Annotated in this window: 21 protein-coding genes; 6 read left to right on the top strand and 15 right to left on the bottom strand. The window is 52.4% G+C overall.

Annotated features, from left to right (window positions below; genetic code table 11):
- Nucleotides 1-23: 23 nt before the first annotated feature.
- Together RYZ59_RS15500 and RYZ59_RS15495 are read right to left on the bottom strand one after the other, a co-directional pair.
- On the bottom strand, nucleotides 24-920 hold the full coding sequence (locus RYZ59_RS15500; RefSeq protein WP_202037651.1) for a U32 family peptidase: 897 nt from the start codon (nucleotides 918-920) through the stop codon (nucleotides 24-26).
- Entirely contained in the window at nucleotides 911-1906 is a 996-nt protein-coding gene (locus RYZ59_RS15495; RefSeq protein WP_137382410.1) for a peptidase U32 family protein, read from the bottom strand. Before RYZ59_RS15495 ends, RYZ59_RS15500 begins: the two co-directional genes overlap by 10 nt.
- Before the next feature lie 218 nt (nucleotides 1907-2124).
- On the opposite strand from RYZ59_RS15495, the gene RYZ59_RS15490 reads away from it, so the two are divergent.
- Together RYZ59_RS15490 and RYZ59_RS15485 are read left to right on the top strand one after the other, a co-directional pair.
- Nucleotides 2125-2649 carry an SCP2 domain-containing protein gene (locus RYZ59_RS15490; protein ID WP_137382409.1) on the top strand — a complete coding sequence of 175 codons (525 nt, stop codon included), beginning with the start codon at nucleotides 2125-2127 and terminating at the stop codon, nucleotides 2647-2649.
- On the top strand, nucleotides 2643-3146 hold the full coding sequence (locus RYZ59_RS15485; RefSeq protein WP_048213385.1) for a GNAT family N-acetyltransferase: 504 nt from the start codon (nucleotides 2643-2645) through the stop codon (nucleotides 3144-3146). The genes RYZ59_RS15490 and RYZ59_RS15485 overlap by 7 nt, the downstream gene beginning before the upstream one ends.
- On the opposite strand, the gene RYZ59_RS15480 is transcribed toward RYZ59_RS15485, so the two are convergent.
- Entirely contained in the window at nucleotides 3133-3432 is a 300-nt protein-coding gene (locus RYZ59_RS15480; RefSeq protein WP_181510125.1) for a GIY-YIG nuclease family protein, read from the bottom strand. The genes RYZ59_RS15485 and RYZ59_RS15480 overlap by 14 nt on opposite strands.
- 52 nt (nucleotides 3433-3484) lie before the next feature.
- On the opposite strand from RYZ59_RS15480, the gene RYZ59_RS15475 reads away from it, so the two are divergent.
- Together RYZ59_RS15475 and RYZ59_RS15470 are read left to right on the top strand one after the other, a co-directional pair.
- Entirely contained in the window at nucleotides 3485-3913 is a 429-nt protein-coding gene (locus tag RYZ59_RS15475; RefSeq protein WP_318049322.1) for a YhbP family protein, read from the top strand.
- A gap of 38 nt (nucleotides 3914-3951) precedes the next feature.
- On the top strand, nucleotides 3952-4587 hold the full coding sequence (locus RYZ59_RS15470; protein WP_318049323.1) for an NAD(P)H-binding protein: 636 nt from the start codon (nucleotides 3952-3954) through the stop codon (nucleotides 4585-4587).
- Nucleotides 4588-4680: 93 nt separating this feature from the next.
- Here RYZ59_RS15470 and dolP read toward each other — a convergent pair whose 3' ends face one another.
- The 4 genes from dolP to RYZ59_RS15450 all read right to left on the bottom strand — a co-directional run bounded on the left by dolP (nucleotide 4681) and on the right by RYZ59_RS15450 (nucleotide 8328).
- Nucleotides 4681-5256 (bottom strand): division/outer membrane stress-associated lipid-binding lipoprotein, encoded by a 576-nt coding sequence (gene dolP, locus RYZ59_RS15465; RefSeq protein ID WP_048213381.1) that lies wholly within the window; start codon nucleotides 5254-5256, stop codon nucleotides 4681-4683.
- 9 nt (nucleotides 5257-5265) lie between these two features.
- On the bottom strand, nucleotides 5266-5856 hold the full coding sequence (diaA, locus tag RYZ59_RS15460; protein WP_048213380.1) for a DnaA initiator-associating protein DiaA: 591 nt from the start codon (nucleotides 5854-5856) through the stop codon (nucleotides 5266-5268).
- 61 nt (nucleotides 5857-5917) lie between these two features.
- Nucleotides 5918-6319: a YraN family protein gene (locus RYZ59_RS15455; protein WP_137382404.1), complete on the bottom strand. Its 402-nt coding sequence runs from the start codon at nucleotides 6317-6319 to the stop codon at nucleotides 5918-5920.
- Nucleotides 6277-8328, bottom strand: coding sequence for a penicillin-binding protein activator (locus RYZ59_RS15450; RefSeq protein WP_318049333.1), 2052 nt, complete (start codon nucleotides 8326-8328; stop codon nucleotides 6277-6279). Before RYZ59_RS15450 ends, RYZ59_RS15455 begins: the two co-directional genes overlap by 43 nt.
- Before the next feature lie 62 nt (nucleotides 8329-8390).
- Here RYZ59_RS15450 and rsmI point away from each other — a divergent pair, with 62 nt between their 5' ends.
- Both rsmI and RYZ59_RS15440 read left to right on the top strand, forming a co-directional pair.
- Nucleotides 8391-9254, top strand: a complete 864-nt coding sequence (rsmI, locus tag RYZ59_RS15445; protein ID WP_202037656.1) for a 16S rRNA (cytidine(1402)-2'-O)-methyltransferase — start codon at nucleotides 8391-8393, stop codon at nucleotides 9252-9254.
- A 2-nt stretch (nucleotides 9255-9256) separates the two neighbouring features.
- Nucleotides 9257-10237, top strand: coding sequence for a Fic family protein (locus RYZ59_RS15440; RefSeq protein WP_318049336.1), 981 nt, complete (start codon nucleotides 9257-9259; stop codon nucleotides 10235-10237).
- Here the strand turns inward: RYZ59_RS15440 and RYZ59_RS15435 are convergent.
- The 8 genes from RYZ59_RS15435 to garD all read right to left on the bottom strand — a co-directional run bounded on the left by RYZ59_RS15435 (nucleotide 10234) and on the right by garD (nucleotide 18389).
- Complete coding sequence (locus tag RYZ59_RS15435) at nucleotides 10234-11007, bottom strand: DeoR/GlpR family DNA-binding transcription regulator (protein WP_048213375.1); 774 nt, start codon at nucleotides 11005-11007, stop codon at nucleotides 10234-10236. The genes RYZ59_RS15440 and RYZ59_RS15435 overlap by 4 nt on opposite strands.
- 111 nt (nucleotides 11008-11118) lie before the next feature.
- Entirely contained in the window at nucleotides 11119-12162 is a 1044-nt protein-coding gene (gatD, locus tag RYZ59_RS15430; RefSeq protein WP_318049341.1) for a galactitol-1-phosphate 5-dehydrogenase, read from the bottom strand.
- A gap of 44 nt (nucleotides 12163-12206) precedes the next feature.
- The gene (locus RYZ59_RS15425; protein ID WP_271456274.1) at nucleotides 12207-13580 is read right to left on the bottom strand and encodes a PTS galactitol transporter subunit IIC; all 1374 of its coding nucleotides are present in this window, start codon (nucleotides 13578-13580) and stop codon (nucleotides 12207-12209) included.
- Nucleotides 13581-13584: 4 nt separating this feature from the next.
- The gene (gatB, locus tag RYZ59_RS15420; RefSeq protein WP_003828616.1) at nucleotides 13585-13869 is read right to left on the bottom strand and encodes a PTS galactitol transporter subunit IIB; all 285 of its coding nucleotides are present in this window, start codon (nucleotides 13867-13869) and stop codon (nucleotides 13585-13587) included.
- Nucleotides 13870-13898: 29 nt separating this feature from the next.
- Entirely contained in the window at nucleotides 13899-14363 is a 465-nt protein-coding gene (gene gatA, locus RYZ59_RS15415; RefSeq protein WP_202037660.1) for a PTS galactitol transporter subunit IIA, read from the bottom strand.
- Nucleotides 14364-14377: 14 nt separating this feature from the next.
- Entirely contained in the window at nucleotides 14378-15649 is a 1272-nt protein-coding gene (gene gatZ / locus RYZ59_RS15410) for a tagatose-bisphosphate aldolase subunit GatZ (protein ID WP_318049344.1), read from the bottom strand.
- 133 nt (nucleotides 15650-15782) lie between these two features.
- On the bottom strand, nucleotides 15783-16637 hold the full coding sequence (locus RYZ59_RS15405; protein WP_318049346.1) for a tagatose bisphosphate family class II aldolase: 855 nt from the start codon (nucleotides 16635-16637) through the stop codon (nucleotides 15783-15785).
- 180 nt (nucleotides 16638-16817) lie between these two features.
- A complete protein-coding gene (gene garD, locus RYZ59_RS15400; RefSeq protein WP_202037663.1) occupies nucleotides 16818-18389 on the bottom strand; it encodes a galactarate dehydratase in 1572 nt (523 codons plus the stop codon).
- Nucleotides 18390-18686: the final 297 nt, after the last annotated feature.

Below are 18686 nucleotides of genomic sequence, written 5' to 3'. Positions count from 1 at the left end.
AAGGCGCTTTTGCCGCCATCCGGCTAGGCCTGTAGCTCCAGACCTGCCAGTCGCTTCCAGTAGCCGTTACAGTCACTGTGGGCGGCAAGCGGTAATGGAGCACTGCCATTTTCATTGGCACGGAAGGCGTCGAGCATGGCGAATGTTTCAGTGCCTGAAGGGGACAGACGCACAATATCAACCAGCCCCTGCATCGATGTCAGCTCGTTGCCGAGGTTGTAAACATAGCCGCTCATGGTCTGGATCCCGTTGAGAACAAAGACCTGCTGATTCTCCTGCGACAGCACATCGCGCCCGTTCGGGTATTTGATGCAACAGGTTTCACACTCATCTTTTGGACGGTCTTCGGAGCGCGCGGTAAAGCAGCGGGCAGAGTACGCCAGCGGCAGATGCCCGTAGCTCAGCACCTCAACTTCAAACTGATTGCGAATACCCAGCTCATCACACTGGTTGAGCAAGTTTGCCAGCCAGTCGCGGGAAAGCTCTACCGGCATACACCAGCGCACCATGCCTTGTTTGAGCAGCAAACGCAGGGTAACCGCGTTGTAGCAGTTGAGCGCATGTCCGGCGACAAACGGCAGCTTACGCTCGGCGCACATGTTTACCACGCCGAGATCGCTGGCTTCAACAAGGAAGTCGCCGTTTTCGACATAGCGCTTCAGTTCTCCCAGTTCAGAAGAGGCCTGTACCAGCGCCAGTGTTGACAGCACAACCTGTTTACCGCTGCCAGCGAGCGATTTCGCCATATCGAGCCAGTCGCCCACTTTGGTGGCGCGGCGTTTACTGCATACCGCTTCGCCAAGATAGATAACGTCGGCCTGGCTTACGGCAGCCTGCTGATAAAAATCTTCCAGCGTTTCTTTCGGCCAGTACCACAGCACCGGCCCTAAGGAATATTTCATTGCTTTTCTCACTGCCATTTACGGTGATACGCACCAAGCGTGGTCTGCGTGCCTTCGGACATGGAGCCCAGCGTTTCCATCCATTCAGGCTGTGGAACGAAGTTCTGCGGGGAGGCTTTGCAGCGGTCGATCGCCTGACGCCATACTTTTGCTACCTGGCTGACATAGGCCGGGCTGCGTTGACGGCCCTCTATTTTGACCGACGCAATATTGGCGGCCAGCAAGTCGGGCAGCAGCTCCAGCGTGTTCAGACTGGTTGGCTCTTCCAGCGCATGGTAGCGTTCACCATCGACCAGATAGCGGCCTTTACACAGCGTTGGGTAACCTGCGTTTTCGCCGTCCTGATAGCGGTCGATCAGCACTTCGTTTAACCGTGACTCCAGTCCCTGTGGGGTCTGCTGCCAGCGCACAAAGCGAGCAGGGGAGCAGGCACCCACCGTGTTTGGCGATTCACCTGTCAGATAAGAAGATAAGTAACAACGACCTTCTGCCATAATGCACAGACTGCCGAAGGCAAATACTTCTAATGGAACTGGGGTGACGCGGGCTAATTGCTTCACCTGATGAATCGACAGCACGCGTGGCAGTACGACCCGCGCAACGTCAAAGTTGCGATGGTAGAAATTAATTGCCTCTTCGTTAGTCGCAGATGCCTGAACGGAGACATGGCGCTCAATATGGGGATAGCGCTCTGCGGCATACTCAAGCATGGCGAGATCGGCAAGGATCAGGGCATCCGCACCCAGTTGTGCCGCCATATCCACGGCACGTTGCCAGCGTACATACCCATCCGGATGGGCAAAGGTGTTAATCGCAATGTGCAGCTTACGGCGATGTTGATGAACGAAACTCACCGCTTCCTGCAATTTTTTCTCGGTAAAATTAAGGCCGGCGAAATGACGGGCGTTGGTATCATCTTTCAGCCCGATGTAGACAGCATCAGCGCCGTTCTCGATGGCCGCCTTAAGCGCCGGGAGATTTCCGGCAGGGCAGAGCAGCTCCATAATTTATCCTGAAAGTTGCGCCTGAGGACGCAAAAATGTTAACGAAGAGGGATTTTAGTTAACCTTGCTGAGACAATTTTTGATTTGAGGCAGTTAAAGTCGTATTGGTGACACCAATAAAGAGGTAACAATTTCGCATCGAATTGTTGATTTATGCCGCTATGTCGTTTATTTGATATGGCAAAATAGCAGGACTATTGAAACAGGGAGTAAAGCTCGTGTTGGATAAACTGCGTTCACGCTTAGTACATTTAGGTCCTTCTCTGATGAGTGTACCGGTTAAACTGACGCCCTTTGCGCTGAAGCGCCAGGTTCTGGAGCAGGTCCTGAGCTGGCAGTTTAGTCAGGCGCTGGCCGATGGGGAGCTGGAGTTTCTCGACGGCCGCTGGCTGAGCATTCATGTGCGCGATATTGGCCTCAGATGGTATACCTCAGTAGAGAACGGCAAGCTTATCGTCAGTGAGAGCGCAGATGCTGATGTGAGTTTTAGCGCCGATGCCAGCGATCTCCTGATGATCGCGGCGCGTAAGCAGGATCCAGATACGCTTTTCTTCCAGCGTCGCCTGGTGATCGAAGGTGATACAGAGTTAGGGCTGTATGTTAAAAATCTGATGGACGCCATCGAACTGGAGCAGATGCCGAAAGCGTTACGTGTCATGCTGTTGCAGTTGGCGGATTTTGTTGAGGCGGGGATGAAAACGTCGCCAGAAACCAAACAGACCTCGGTAGGTGAAGCATGCTGATTCGAGTTGAAATTCCCATTGATGCCCCAGGTATTGATGCGCTGCTGCGACGTTCATTTGAGAGCGATGCGGAAGCGAAGTTAGTGCACGACCTGCGCGAAGACGGTTTCTTAACGCTGGGTCTGGTTGCTACCGATGATGAAGGTCAGGTAGTGGGCTACGTCGCATTCAGCCCTGTTGATGTGCAGGGTGAAGATCTGCAGTGGGTCGGCATGGCGCCGTTAGCGGTAGATGAAAATTACCGTGGGCAAGGCCTGGCGCGTCAGCTGGTTTATGAAGGGCTGGATTCTCTTAACGAGTTTGGCTACGCCGCGGTGGTCACTCTGGGTGACCCTGCATTGTACAGTCGCTTTGGCTTCGAACTGGCGGCCCATCACGACCTGCGTTGCCGCTGGCCGGGGACGGAAAGTGCATTCCAGGTGCATCGTCTGGCGGAAGATGCGCTGGAGGGCGTCTCTGGCCTGGTGGAATACCACGACCACTTCAATCGCTTTTAAGCTCCGGGGTTTGCAGGCCGCTTAATAGCGCCTCAAACCCTTCGCCTTCGACAAGGCGCTCTTTCTGCCGCTTGGTGAGTTGTTTAACGCGATACTCTATGCGCAGGGCCAGTGAACGGTCGCCGACCTGCGCCGCAAATGCCAACGTGAGTTCCCCCTTTCCGCGTAGCGCCTTCGCGCCTTTCCCACTTTGATGCTGCTTATAGCGGCGCTGCACATCGGTGGTTATTCCGGTGTATAAGGCGTTGTCAGCGGTACGGATCAGGTACAGATACCAGGGTGTCATTGTCACCATCGACGTGATAATTTTCAGGCCTACAGTATAAAAGAGAACAGAAATGGAAACACTGACTGCGGTGACTCGCTGGCTGGCAAAGCAGCACGTCGTGACCTGGTGTGTACACCATGATGGTGAATTGTGGTGCGCCAATGCGTTTTACCTGTTTGATGCGCAGAAGATGGCGTTCTATGTGCTGACCGAAGAGAAAACGCGTCATGCGCAGATGTCCGGACCGCGCGCACCGATTGCCGGTACGGTAAATGGTCAGCCTAAAACCGTCGCTCTGATTCGTGGCGTACAGTTTAAAGGAGAAATTCGTCGCCTCGAAGGACAGGAGAGTGAGGTCGCGCGTAAAGCCTACAACCGTCGTTTCCCCGTCGCCAGGATGCTGCCAGCGCCCGTGTGGGAGATTCGGCTGGATGAAATCAAGTTCACTGACAATACGCTGGGTTTTGGCAAGAAGATGCTCTGGCTGCGTGATCTATAGTTATAAGATCGATTGAGGATGCGGGGGATGGAAAAGCAATGAGCCAGGTGTTAATAACAGGTGCCACCGGGTTGGTGGGCGGAAATTTGCTGCGGATGTTGCTGAATGAACCCCGAATCCACGCTATCACCGCGCCGACACGACGACCACTGGCAGATACGGTCGGGGTATATAATCCTCACGATCCACAGCTAAGCGATGCGCTGGCGCAGGTGACTGACCCGGTCGATATTGTGTTTTGCTGCCTGGGTACCACCCGGCGTGAAGCGGGTAGCAAAGAGGCATTTATCCATGCTGACTATACGCTGGTGGTGGATACGGCCCTGACGGGACGCCGGTTAGGCGCCCAGCATATGCTGGTGGTGAGTTCGATGGGAGCCAATGCACATTCGCCGTTTTTTTATAATCGGGTGAAAGGGGAAATGGAGCAGGCGCTGATCGCGCAGAAATGGCCGCGGTTAACGATTGTCCGGCCTTCGATGTTGCTGGGGGAACGGGAGAAGCAACGCGCAAATGAAATGTTTTTGGCACCGTTGTTTCGGCTGCTGCCTGGAAACTGGAAGTCGATTGAAGCGCGCGATGTTGCGCGGGTAATGCTGGCGGAGGCACTGGCGCCTGGGCATGAAGGGGTTTCGATCCTGACCTCTTCCGAGCTACGCGAAAGGGCGAAATAACATGCCGGATGTTGGCTGAGCTTATCCGACCTACAAACGATTACGTCCTGTAGGCCGGATAAGACGCCTATGCGTCGCTATCCGGCATCTGTATTACTTAATAAAGGTAAAGGCGGTAGTAACGCGTTTCACGCCGCTTACCCGGCTGGCGATATCCGCCGCCGCCTTCGCTTCGCGTTCAGTGACCAGGCCCAGCAGGAATACTTCCCCATTTTCGGTGGTGACTTTCACGTTGGAGGATTTCACCTGATCGCTGGTCAGGAGCTGAGAGCGCACTTTGGTGGTGATCCAGGTATCGTTGGACGCATCGCCCAGGCCGATTGGCTGGCCCTGACGGATCTCATTAAAGACTTCCGTTGTGCCCTCCACACCCATTGCAATTTGTTTTGCTCGTGCAGAGAGTTCGCTATTCGGCGACTGGCCTACCAGCAGAACTTTACCCTGATAGGCGCTCACGTTGATGCGCGCTTCTTTCTTGATCTGGGCATCTTTCGACAACGCCGTATTGACGCGTAATTCCAGGGTCCCATCATCTACCTGGGTGCCGACACTGCGAGGATCCGTTGCTGCCTTCGTCCCGACAGCTGCTGTTCCGACAACGGCGGCAGCGACACAGCCTTGCAACAGCAACGCTGAGAGAACGACGGCGAGCGGCGAAAATGCCTTCATGTGTACTCCTTAATCATCCTGGTGAGGGAAAAGCGTGTTATCAATGAGATCGCAAAGGCAATTGACCGTCAGCATATGCATTTCCTGAATGCGGGCGCTGTGGTGTGACGGGATGCGGATTTCAACGTCCTGTGGCCCCAACAATCCGGCCAGTTCCCCTCCGTCATAACCGGTCAACGCAACGATCGTCATGTCGCGTGTAACGGCTGCTTCAACGGCTTTTACGATATCGCGGCTATTACCACGCGTAGAAATTGCCAATAGAACATCACCTGCATGTCCCAGCGCACGGACTTGTTTTGCATAAACTTCGTCGTGCAGGCGATCGTTGGCAATCGCAGTTAAGACCACATTATCAGTATTTAGTGCAATCGCAGGTAAACTGGGTCGCTCTGTTTCAAAACGGTTGATCATGCTGGCAGCAAAATGCTGTGCGTTGGCAGCGGATGTCCCATTACCACAACAGAGAATTTTGTTGCCATTGAGCAGGGACTGAACCAGCGTCATGGCTGCACGGGAGATCGCATCCGGGAGTGCTTCAGCCGCAGCTATCTGAGTTTGAATGCTTTCTGTAAAGCAGACTTTGATTCTGTCTAACACGCTAATCCTTAAGTACCAGGCACGTCAGGTTAATTTATTTGCCTGATGGGCAGGTTCTGATTCAACTATATGAGCGGTCGTTGAACGCGTTCTTAAACCACTCAACATCATTTCCGGTGAAGGCTAACACATCGAACCGGCAATCCACAGTATCAAAGCTCCCATTGTGGCGCGCAAGCCACAAGCGGGCGGTCTGTAATAATTTGTGTTGTTTGCTCCGGGTCACACTCGCCGCGGCACCGCCAAATTGGGCGGACCGCCGGTAGCGAACCTCGACAAAGACGGTGGTCCTGCCTTCACGCATTATCAGGTCGATTTCGCCGCCACGTTCACGTACGTTGGCGGCGATAAAACGCAGTCCTTTGCTTTCCAGCCAGTGACGCGCAGTCGTTTCCCACGTATCACCGGTCTGTTTACTCGTTAACTGGCGGGGACGACCTGTCCTTGCTGGTATTTGAGCCATGATAACTTCCTGTTAATCACACAATCCTGCGTTGCGGTCAATGCGCCAGTGTTGCCGTTAATTTCGAAGCCCTGCACCTGACGCATTTGCGAGAAATGATTAGCGAGCGACCAGGCATCGACACCCATTGCATACATGCGCGCAAGCGAGTAGTCATTGCGTACTGCACTCAGCGCTTGCTGCATGAGCGGCTCGTTGCCGCCAGCCAGCATGGGAATTTCGCTGTACTGCAGGCCTTCCATCTCCAGACGGAAATCAGGACCAGCGGTACCCTGCGCGCTGCGGGAGCTGGCGTACAGCGTCGCACCGCTCTGGCTGCCGTTACGCATGGCGATCATCGGTTTAATAAACGCAATTTCCTCCGGCGTCGCCAGAATATACACGGCATCAACACGACCGCTGCCGCCGGTGATTTGGGCATCGGTAGGCGCTGCCGGTATCGTCAGACCGCCAATCGTCACGCCAGGTTGCGCAGGCACAGAGGATGCCACCGGGCTACCCGTCAGGGAAATCCCCGAGCCGCCGTTGACACCCATTTTCAGCTCAGCCGTGGAGCCGAACTTCTGCTGCAGCACTACGCCGCCGCCCAGTTTTTGCCACTCCTGCGCAAAAGCATTAGCCACGCGATCGCCTAACGCGCTACGCGGGATTAACAGCAGTGGTGCTTGTTTTCCTTGTTCGCGGATGTGGCGTGCGGCATCGCGCGCTTCATCTTCTGGTGATAGTGCGAAGTAGCAAACATTCGCCAGATTCTGCACCGACTCTGGCTGGTTTAGCGCCAGAACGTTGAGCGGTGTATTGCTTTTCATCAGCTCTTCGACATTGTTCTTCAACAGCGGGCCGACAACAATGCTGGCGCCATCCTGCTGTACCTGAGCCAGGATCTGACTCAGCGGCTGTGATGAGGTGTCGTAAATTTTCAGCTCTGCGGACGGATTCGCCGGCGCGCTGGCAGTCGCTGGCTGTGCAGGCGCTGTTGGCTGCACAGCTGCAGCTTCTGGTTGTGCTGGCGTATCGTTGGTCAGATCGCTGACAGAAGCCTGAGAAGGGCTGGCAACACCGTCAGTCGTTTGCTGCTGTTCCGTGGTCGTCGCGGCAGCGGTATCCACAGCAGGCGCGGCAACAGCAGGGGCTGCTACGGGTTGAGTGCCCATGTTTTTTGCCGCTTCAAAGCCTTGCTGAATAGTCCGGCCAAATACAGCGGCCTGACCGTTCAGAGGCAGCAGCAGCGCAATTTTACTGGTGGAGGCGGGCTTAAAGCTCTGGACGTTGACCAGTTGCGTTGGCAACAGTTTCGCCCCAGGATTTTGCGGGTAACGTTTTTGCCAGTCAGCAATACCCGCTTTCATCATGTCCGGATCGTTACGGTTATCGAACCAGACGCGCTGGAGATCCAGCCAGCCTTGCAGCACGTTTTCATCGGCGTTGATGACCAGTGTCTGCGCTTGCTCTGGCGTCATTGACGACAGGGCCTGCCAGGTGGCATCAATATTTTTCTGCTTATCGTTGGCGGCCAATAGCGGTTCCTGAGCGATCAGTGCGCGTAGCAGCGTGAGCGACGGACGCCCCTGATTGGCGTCAATTTGCGCCTGCCAGTAACGTGCCTGCTGTTTTTGCGAGAAATCGGCTGGTTTTAACTGGCCCAGTAGAGCCTGTGCGCCAGCGATATCTTTCTGCGCAAGTTTGATTTCGACAGCCAGCAGTGACTGTTCAAGACGCTGGGTATCGTTCAGTTGCTGCGGCAACTGGTTGAACAACTCGACCGCCTGCTGGCTCTTGCCTTCTTTCAGCAGTGCACGAATGGCGAGTAATTGCCAGTTGGTCTTGCTATCATCTGAGCTTTGCTGCATTTGCTGCAGATAAAAGCCGGAATCAGCCTGTGCTGTGCCCTGCATATGGGCAGCACTCTGGTCTGGCGCCTGGGTGCCACAGCCTGCGAAAATCAATGCTGCCAGAATGACAGGCAGCGCGCGTGCAGCTTTCAAACGAGAAAATGTTGAGGGTACCATACTGTATCCAGTGATATTTTTTACGCAATGCTCAATATTAAATCGGCAATACGGACGACACAATGAAACAACACGAATCGGCGGATAATTCTCAAGGCCAACTCTTTATTGTACCTACTCCTATCGGAAATTTGGCTGATATTACCCAACGAGCGCTCGAAGTTTTACAAGCCGTTGATTTAATTGCCGCTGAAGATACCCGCCATACAGGATTGTTGTTGCAACACTTCGCGATAAACGCCCGTTTGTTTGCGTTGCATGACCATAATGAGCAGCAAAAAGCCGAAACGCTGGTATTGAAACTGAAAGAAGGGCAAAACATTGCGCTGGTTTCCGATGCCGGAACGCCGCTGATTAACGATCCGGGCTACCATCTGGTGCGCACCTGTCGCGAAGCGGGGATCCGCGTGGTACCTCTGCCAGGCCCTTGTGCGGCGATTGCCGCACTGAGTGCTGCAGGTCTGCCGTCTGACCGTTTTTGCTATGAGGGTTTCCTGCCAGCCAAATCGAAAGGGCGTCGTGATGCGATGAAAGCCATCGAGGCAGAACCACGTACGCTTATTTTTTATGAATCCACTCACCGCTTACTGGACAGTCTGGAAGATATGGTTGCCGTCTGGGGCGAATCCCGCTACGTGGTGTTGGCGCGTGAACTGACCAAAACCTGGGAAACCATTCATGGTGCGCCGGTGGGTGAGTTGCTGGCGTGGGTCAAAGAAGACGAAAATCGCCGTAAAGGTGAAATGGTGCTGATTGTTGAAGGACATAAAGCGCAAGAAGACGATCTTCCTGCCGATGCGCTGCGTACGTTGGCCTTATTGCAGGCAGAACTGCCGCTGAAAAAGGCTGCTGCGCTGGCCGCAGAAATCCACGGCGTGAAAAAGAATGCGCTGTATAAGTATGCGCTGGACCAGCAGGGAGAGTAAAAGTGGGTGGATATCAGCCTCCATTCGTTGTCACCCCATTGATACTCAATCAAGTGATTGAGATTGGTGAGCTTATGGGACATTGGGCGGCGATGGCGGGTAGAACATCCCCTCTTTTACGCAAAGAGAATCGCATTCGTACAATCCAGGCTTCTTTGGCGATTGAACATAATTCGTTGACGACAGAGCAGGTCACCGCTCTGATGGAAGGTAAGCGAATTCTGGCGCCAGCTAAAGATATACAGGAAGTCAGAAATGCCATTCTGGCCTATGAAAAAATGTCGGAGTGGAAAAGTGAACGGTTATCCGATCTCCTTCAGGCCCATCAGGTCCTGATGTTCGGGCTGGTCGATAATCCTGGCCAATTGCGTTCTGGGAATGTCGGTGTCTACAGGGAAAAACAACTTATCCATATGGCCCTTCCTGCCTCACAAGTTCCGCGCTTGGTTAATGACTTGCTGGGTTGGTTAAAAACGACAGAACACCACCCGCTTATTGCTGGGGCTGTTTTCCACTATGAATTTGAATTTATTCATCCTTTTTCTGATGGTAATGGGCGAATGGGGCGGTTGTGGCAAACATTAATTCTGCGGGAGTGGCGCACCGAATTGGCCTGGCTGCCGGTAGAAACGCTGATCTATTACCAGCAGGATCGGTATTATCAGGTATTAGGGCAATGCGATCGGCAAAGTAGTTGTACGCCATTCATAGAATTTATTTTGGGAAATATCATCTCTGCTTTGAAAGAGGGATTAGGGCAAGCACCGACGATGTCGGAAGAAATGTCGCCTGATTTACTGGATATAGAAAAACGTATTCTACAAATCTTGTCGAATCAGCCGGGCAGATCTGCCAAAAGTATCGCTGATGAGTGTGAAATCTCAGCCCGTACCGTAGAGCGCTATCTGAAAGCGTTGCAGCAAAAAGGAAAGTTGCAACGCGTTGGCGCGAAGAAAGGCGGGATGTGGCGGGTAAAAAACTAAACGATCAGTAATTCAACGCCTGTTTTAGCGAGCGCTGATTTGTCCTGCTTGCTGATGCTATCGTCGGTTATCACGCAATTAATCTTCTCCATTGGCAGTACCTGATTAAAGCCGCGGCGATTGAACTTTGTCGCGTCCAGCACAGCGATGACCTTATGTGCGGCAGCTGCCATGACGCTGCTAATGGAGTAGCCTTCGTTAAATGTCGTAATACCATTTGTGGCATCAATCCCATCGGCACCAACGAACATCAGGTCAGCGCTGATCCCTTGTAGAGAACGTTCGGCGATGGTGCCATGCATCGAGTGGGTTTTATGGCGCACGGTTCCACCGCAGACGACCAGCGTAATGTCTTTGTTTTCCGACAACGTGAATGCGGCGGGTAGGCTATTGGTAATAACGGTGATATTACTTTTTCGGTTTAACGCCTCCGCGATAAGCAAGGTAGTGCTTCCGCTATCCAGAATGACGGTCATGCCTTCTTCGACCATTGCGGTCGCGGCCTGGGCGATCCTTTTTTTCGGATCGCTGGCAAGTTGATACCGCTCTTCCAATATCACTTCCTGATTGTCGCCTTCAGCCAGGTGGCTTCCAGGTTTTGCCGCTCCGCCGTGAAAACGGGTGACAAGACCTTTCTCCTCTAATAACCGCAGGTCGGCGCGAATAGTCACTTCAGAAATACCAAAGGTATTCGAAAGGTCCATTACCAGCACGCTGCCTTGCGTATTAATCAGGTCGACAATTTTGTTCCTTCTCTCAAATGAGTTCATATTGATTTACCTGATAATTTAACTATCACTAGTTTAATCGAAGGATTGCGAAAGGTGAACGCTAAATTTCGAAAGGAAATGTGAGCCAGCGCAGGTTGCTGGCTCGTGAGGTCAGGCAAGTTTGAGCAGAATTTTCCCCTGCATCGGTGCGCCATTGAGTGATGCTACCGCTTTGGCAAAACTGTCCGCGTCGCCGCTATGGGCAATTAACGGCTCCAGTTGCAAACGTTTTTCGGTCAGCAAGCGTGCAGCGGTTTCCCACTCCTCTCCTGGCCATGGGCTGGAGTAGTTCATCCAACTGCCGAGAATCGTTAATTCCTTACGCAGTATTTGGCCAAATACACTGGAAGTCAGCGTCAGGTCCTGGTGCAATGTACCCACTAACGCCACCTGTGCGCGAGGGCCTGCAATTTCTACAGACAGGGCTACGGTTTGTGGTGTTCCTGCTGTCTCCAGTACCAACTGATCGAACTGCATGTCGGCCAGTGCAGAATAGATTTCCGTCGCGCTCATCTCCCGGCTATTGAATACGTGAGTGGCTCCCAACTCTTTCGCTAACGTCAATTTTTGTGGGTTGATATCAATTGCCGTGACACTTTTTGCACCGAGTTCGCGGGCACATTGCATCGCCAGCAAACCGATAGTGCCTGCGCCAACGATAATCACGTTTTTACCTTCGCAGCCCTGGGCCAGATGGAAAGCATGCAAACCGACGGTAATCGGTTCGATGAATGCCCCGTCATCAATCGGCATATCTGAAGGCAGGCGGAACAGGTTGGCACGTTTTACGACCACATATTCCGCGTTGCCCCCTTCGCTACGCGAACCGACAAACTGATATTGCTTACATAACGAAAAGTAACCACGCTCACACTGAGGACAGTGGAAGCAGGGGAGTAGCGGCACACAGGCAACGGCGTCGCCAGGTTGCATATCAGTCACACCGGTTCCGTAGGATTCAACATAACCGCTAAATTCATGACCCAGTGTTATTGGGTAATAATGCGCACCATGAGAGAAAATACGCGGGATATCAGAACCGCAAAGCCCTGAACTAACCACCCTGACCAATACATCGTTATCGGCTTGCAGTTGGGGCATGGGACGTTCTTCAACGCGTACGTCTCCCTCAGCGTGAATAACCACTGATTTCATAAGAGTCTCCAGAAATGTGAAGGGGAGCAAATGCTCCCCAGAAATTAAGATGTGGGCTGGCTTTCTGAGATAGCGGCTGCTTTTTCGGCGGCGACGAAACGACGTGCCCGGCGCCAGGTCAATAGCACACCTGCGAAGTAAATGACGGCAATCACGGCAAACGCCACGACGTTTTGCCAGGTAAAGAGCTGAATCAGTAACCAGGTGATCGGCGAGCCCCCCTGGTCCAGAGAGGCGACCATTCCACCTGCTTTCAATGCCCCGGCGTTGGCGGCAAGCTGGGTGTGTAAGCCGATAGTCTGGGTGGCGATCCACAAGGTGATGCCCATGATGATGACACCAGAGATCAGCGTGCGGAACAGGTTCCCCTGATGAACGGCTACCGCCATTGCTACGAAGAACCCAATAGTAGCAAGATCACCGAAGGGCAGAACTTGATTACCTGGAACCAGGACGGCAATCAGAATGGTCAACGGAATAAAGATCAGGCTGGCGGAAACCACCGACGTATGGCCGAGCAGCAATGCGGGATCAAGACCAATTAAGAACTCCTGACCGCCAAATTTCGCCTGCAGACGTTTGCGTGCATGCTTTGCAATAGGTGTTAAGCCATCCATAATCGGTTTAATGACGCGTGGCATGAGCAGCATAACGGCAGCCGTTTTTACCGCCAGTTGCAATACTGCTTTGATGTCATACCCGGCTAACAAGCCGATCACTAAGCCCATAACAAAACCGACGGTGACTGGCTCACCAAAAGGACCGAAGCGTTTCTGTACATCATCTGCACTGAAATGAATGCGATTCAGGCCTGGGATTTTTTCAATGATCGTATCAACCAATACCGCTATTGGCCCCAGATAGGCTGATGAGCCGTGTGGGATGGCAATACCTTCGAGACCGAAAAAGTCGCGCGTGTCTTTCGCAAACCAGTCGCCAAGTTTGTAGACAAATGCGGCGTGAACGACAACGCCCAGGATGCCCAACCAGTATGAGCCCGTCGCCAGATGTAACATTGCGCCAGTGAACGTCATATGCCAGATGTTCCAGATATCGACATTGACGACCCGGGTCATTCGGGTGACCAGCATCAGGATATTGACCCCAATGGCGACAGGGATAGCAATCAAGGCGATCTGTGATGCCCATGTCATCGGTGATGAACCCGGCCAGCCAACATCAATGACATGCAGATTGATTTGAAACTGCTCCGCCATTGCTTTTGCGGCAGGCCCGATAGAATCCAGCATCAGGCCAATAACCAGGCCGATACCGACGAAGCCAATCCCAATATGCAGACCGGATTTAAAACAATCCCCGAGCTTCATCCCCAATAGTTTTGAGAAGATGATGATCACGAGCGGCAGCATGACAGTCGGACCTAAGTCGAGGATATAACGCATTATTTCGCTAAATATGGCGTCACCCCACGAGGATAGTCAGTATTTTTTGCTGCAACGCTTCGATACCCACGCCTGAAACAAAAGGCATGCCGTGGACCACAGGGATATCGCCAAAAGTACGGTCAACACGGGCGGTGGTACAGATAAGATCGGCTCCATCCATATAGGTTTCGATTTCTGTTACCCGGCACTGAACCAGGTCGAGTTGGATATTGTTGGCTTCACACAGTTCTTTAATTTCTTCTGCTGCCATTGTTGAAGTTGCTACCGCACCGCCACACGCCACAATTACTTTACGTTTCATAGGGTATTCCTTTTATTATCAGTTTGTTATCAAGCCTGCGCGCAAGGCTCAGACTCAAGGATTTTTTCCCGAAAGAGCATTGCCAGTTCAGCATCTGGCGCATTCAATAATGCTTCAATGGTGTTCGGGTTTTGCAGCTCACTAAACAGGCGACGTAACAGCTTTAGCTGAGCCGTCGGGTTCTCAACGATTAAGGCAATAATTAAAGAGACCGCTATCTCTTCATCATCATCTGCCTGCTGAAAGTTGACAGGCGTCTCTGGGCGAATCAGATAGATAGCTGGCGATTTCGCATGAACGGCTTCACAGTGCGGGATCGCAACGGCGTGACGTTCCAGCGCAATCCCGGTTGGGAACATGGCTTCACGTTCCATTAAGGCCTGCGGGTAGCTTTCATGCACGACCCCTTTGGCCAGCATCTCTTCCCCAATGTGCGCCAGCGCATGCTGACACGAGCTAAAGTTAATTCCGGTTCGGACAAAGAGTTGGCTCATATATTCTCCAGATTTCAGGCGATAACTGGCGCGCAGCCAAAGCGATAGGCACGCAGAACGTCCTGGATTTTGTCGATAATCAGATTATGGGGTGTAGCTGTGAGCGTTCCTTCTGACAGGCGTTCAAACTGCACGGGCATAAACTGGCTAATTAGCCCCAGCGGTAATGCCACACCGTTCAGGTTGGTAATTAACTTTTCCACGCTTTGACGAATACGCGGATGAGGCCAGTAGTAGCGAATACGGTCAGACAAGCTGAAGTGAATATCGACCATCGCCTGGCTCCAGGTTGGACGATAGTATTTTTTCCAGTAGTCCGGCTCATTCAGCATGACTTCATCAATCACCTCCAGCACCCGGCTCCGTTGTTCCGGAGAGATCAGCTCATTTTCCATTTGCGCCAGCGCAAAAATAGCTTCGCGAAGGGCGAAAGTCAGCGCGGGACCTACTTTCAGAATCGCATAGTGGTCACGTACCAGGTCACGATAGGCCTGACGGGTTTGATAATCGGTGGAGTGCGCCTCGTAGACCATCGGCGTCTCTTTGATCCAGGCGGAAAGCGCTTCTGCGGCTTGTGGTTGATAGTGAATGATCTGTGTGTGATCAAACTCCACGCCTGGCTGGACGACAATGGCGATCACACGGGTTAATGCGTCTTCAAGCCCTAATGCGCGAAAAGCGACCTGGTGTGTTTCCAGGGTACGGGCAGCATCTTCTTCGCGGGTCACATGTACGGTACCAATCGTACTGGCTTCTCCGCCAGGTACAGGAACTTCTGTCCCTATAACGTAAGTTAGTTGGCGTTTCTGTTCTTCAGTGGCTGTTGCTTCTGCGGCCTGGCACAGTACAGCGGCGCGCTCGGCGACAATCATCGGATCCAGCGGCGTGGGATCGTCAGCACAAGACATAGAGGCATCAAGATGGATTTTACTGAATCCAGCAGCGACATAAGCTTTAATTAAATCTACGGATTTCGCCATCGCCTCTGCTGCCGGTTCATTTTGCCAGCAGTTAGGGCCGAGGTGATCGCCCCCGAGAATCAGTCTTTCACGAGGGAAACCGACTTGTTCTGCAATGTTATGCACAAAGTCACGGAAATCGGCAGGCTTCATCCCGGTATAGCCGCCAAACTGATTTACCTGATTTGATGTCGCTTCGATCAGCACTTTACTGTCTGTATTGAGATCAAAACGTAATGCGGATTCAATCACCAGCGGATGGGCTGAACAAACAGAACAAATTCCCAAATGTTCACCCGCTTTATGACGAGAGATTATTTCTTTCACTTCTATCTCCGATATCTTTTGTTTATCTTCATAATATTTTTGGATTGAAGGCAAAGGGTAAAAGCATCTTTCGTGATCCAGCTTTAAAAACAAACCTTTGTCAGCACCCGTGCAATTCAAATTAATGAAGGACTTACAGCTTTCCTTCGCAGCCGCAGTCGGCGATGACTTTACGTACCACCTCTTTCATCGCCGCTTTTGCTGGCACCATGTAGTGCCGTGGATCGTTCGCATCGGTGTGGGCGCTCAAGTAGTTTTTGAGTGCGTCAGCAAAGGCGATTTTGAGTTCGGTAGCGACGTTGACTTTGCAGATCCCGAGGGCGATTGCGCGTTTAATATCCTGAGGGGGCAGGCCGGAAGCGCCATGTAAAACTAAAGGAATATCAACACATTGACGAATCTCTGCTAACCGTTCAAAGTCCAGTTTTGGCTCTGCGGTGTACAAGCCGTGGGCAGTGCCAATGGCGACGGCCAGTGAGTCGATACCTGTTTTTTCTACGAACTCTCGAGCCTGCTCAGGGTGGGTATAAAGTGCATCCTTGCCATCAACGATCAGGTCATCTTCTTGCCCACCCAGGCGTCCCAGTTCTGCTTCAACGCTGGCGTCATAGCGGTGGCAGTAATCCGTCACGCGTTTGACTAACGCGATGTTATCGGCAAACGGTAAATGGGAGCCGTCGATCATGACAGAGCGAATCCCTGAGGAGACTTTTGCTTCAATATCGCTGACGCTTTCATGGTGATCGAGATGAATTGCCAGGGGGAGGTTCCAGCTTCTGGCCAGCTCGCTGGCGATAGCGACTATATTGCCGACACCAGCGTAGCTAAAAGTACCTGGCGTTCCGGCGACGATCAACGGAGAACGTAGCTCGGCAGCCGTTTCCACGACAACCTGTAAGGTTTCGAGATTGTGGATGTTAAACGCAGGGACGGCGTAACCTTCTTGTTGAGCTTTCTTCAGCATCGTTTTGCTTGAAATGATAAACATACTTCCTCCGAAGTCTTTCGATTTCTTTCTTCGAAATAAAATATAGGGTTTCGTAATGTTTTTTTGTGATTTTGATCTGAAAAATGAAAGTTTCGAAAGTAATGGGAGGATTGCGAAAGTTTATGACAAAAAAAAAGAGCATGCCCGTAGACATGCTCCTGAAGAAAAAACAGTGAAAAATCAGGTTACCGGTGCCGGGTTAAATACCGCCAGCTGGTTATGTAATCCCCACTGATCCGAGAAGGTTTTCTTACGCCCGCTGGCCACATCGAGAATGAACTCGAATAGTTTCAACCCTACTTCTTCGATGGTTTCTTCTCCGGTCGCGATGGTACCTGCGTTGATGTCCATCAGGTCAAACCAACGATTAGCCAGTTCGGTACGCGTCGCCATTTTTATCACCGGCACGGCCATCAGACCGTACGGCGTACCGCGACCGGTGGTGAACACCTGCACGGTGATGCCGGAAGCAACCTGCTGCGTACCGCAAACAAAATCACTGGCGGGAGTTGCGGCGTAAATCAGGCCACGCCTGGTTGGACGCTGACCCGGCGACAATACTTCGACAATCGCGCTCTTGCCAGACTTGGCAATGGAGCCCAGCGCTTTTTCCACCACGTTTGCCAGACCGCCTTTCTTGTTGCCCGGAGAGGGGTTAGCGCTGCGGTCAGTTTTCCCCATATCGAGATAGTTGTCGTACCAGGCCATCTCTTCGAGCAGGCGTTTGCCCACCTCTTCGTTAATTGCCCGCGGGGTCAGAAGGTGGATCGCATCGCGGACTTCGGTCACTTCCGAGAACATCACGGTTGCCCCGCAACGTACCAGAAGATCGGATGCATAACCGACTGCCGGGTTGGCCGTTACGCCAGAAAACGCATCGCTACCGCCGCATTGCATGCCGACAACCAGTTCTGATGCCGGACAGGTTTCGCGCTGGCGCTGATTGAGCTTTGCCAGGTGGCGCTCAGCGACCTGCAAAATGTCTTCTACCATGGATTTAAAACCAACGTGTTTTTCATCCTGCAGGCTGACGATACTGGCGCTGTCTACCGGAATACTTTTCACATCGTGCGTCCCTTCCAGCAGGCGCTCAGGCTGGAGTTTTTCGCAGCCAAGGCCGATGACCATGACTTCACCGCCGAAGTTCGGGTTCAGCGCAATATTGTGGATTGTACGAATCGGCACGATGGCGGCTGGTGCATTGATCGCCACGCCGCAGCCGTACAAGTGATTGAGCCCCACCACGCCGTCGACGTTCGGATAGTTGGGCAGCAGATCGCGCTCAATGATTTTCACGACATAATCCACCACGCCCGCCACGCAGTGCACGCTGGTGGAGATGCCGAGCAGATTCTTGGTGCCGACGCTGCCGTCAGCATTGCGGTATCCTTCGAAGGTATACCCCTCCAGCGGCGGCAGCGGTTCCGGAACTTTGGTGGCCAGCGGTAATGTTTCCAGCGGCGGGGCTTTTGGCAGTTCAACCATAGATTCATCGATCCAGCTGCCGCGTGGGATATCGCGAACGGCGAAACCTATCACTTCACCATAGCGGACAATTTCGCCGTGAACAGGAATATCTGTTAGCGCCACTTTATGGCCCTGGGGGATATGCTCTATCAGCGTCAGTCCATCCGGAAAACGTGTCCCGGCTTTCAGACCATTGTCATTGACAATAATCGCCACATTATCTGTGTCGTGTACTTTAATATAAAACGCCGTTGGCGATTCTTGTCTAATTTCGATGTCGGCCATTGTCCAGTATTCTCCAGCCAGGTGGTGATAATAATTGTATGGGTGTTGATATGTTTAATCTAATTAAAAGCAATAAAGACTTGGTATTGTGAAATAAGAATGTCAGGAGATTAAAACTGAGAATGTGACCATGATCACTTAAACTCAGGTACACCATGCTGCCAGCGGTGGCAATACGTAAATGTGTGCATTAGCGCCCATGCTTATGTGCATCCGCCCAGGAGAATATTCTAACGACCTTTCTTTAGTGAGCATTTGCACAATGATTAACCGTGTCGTGCTGATTATACTAAATCA

The organism is Citrobacter sp. HN-141 (genome assembly GCF_033341895.1).
Lineage (GTDB): Bacteria > Pseudomonadota > Gammaproteobacteria > Enterobacterales > Enterobacteriaceae > Citrobacter.
The sequence above is the reverse complement of the archived record's forward strand: the minus strand, read 5'-3'. Positions and strand labels throughout refer to the sequence as shown.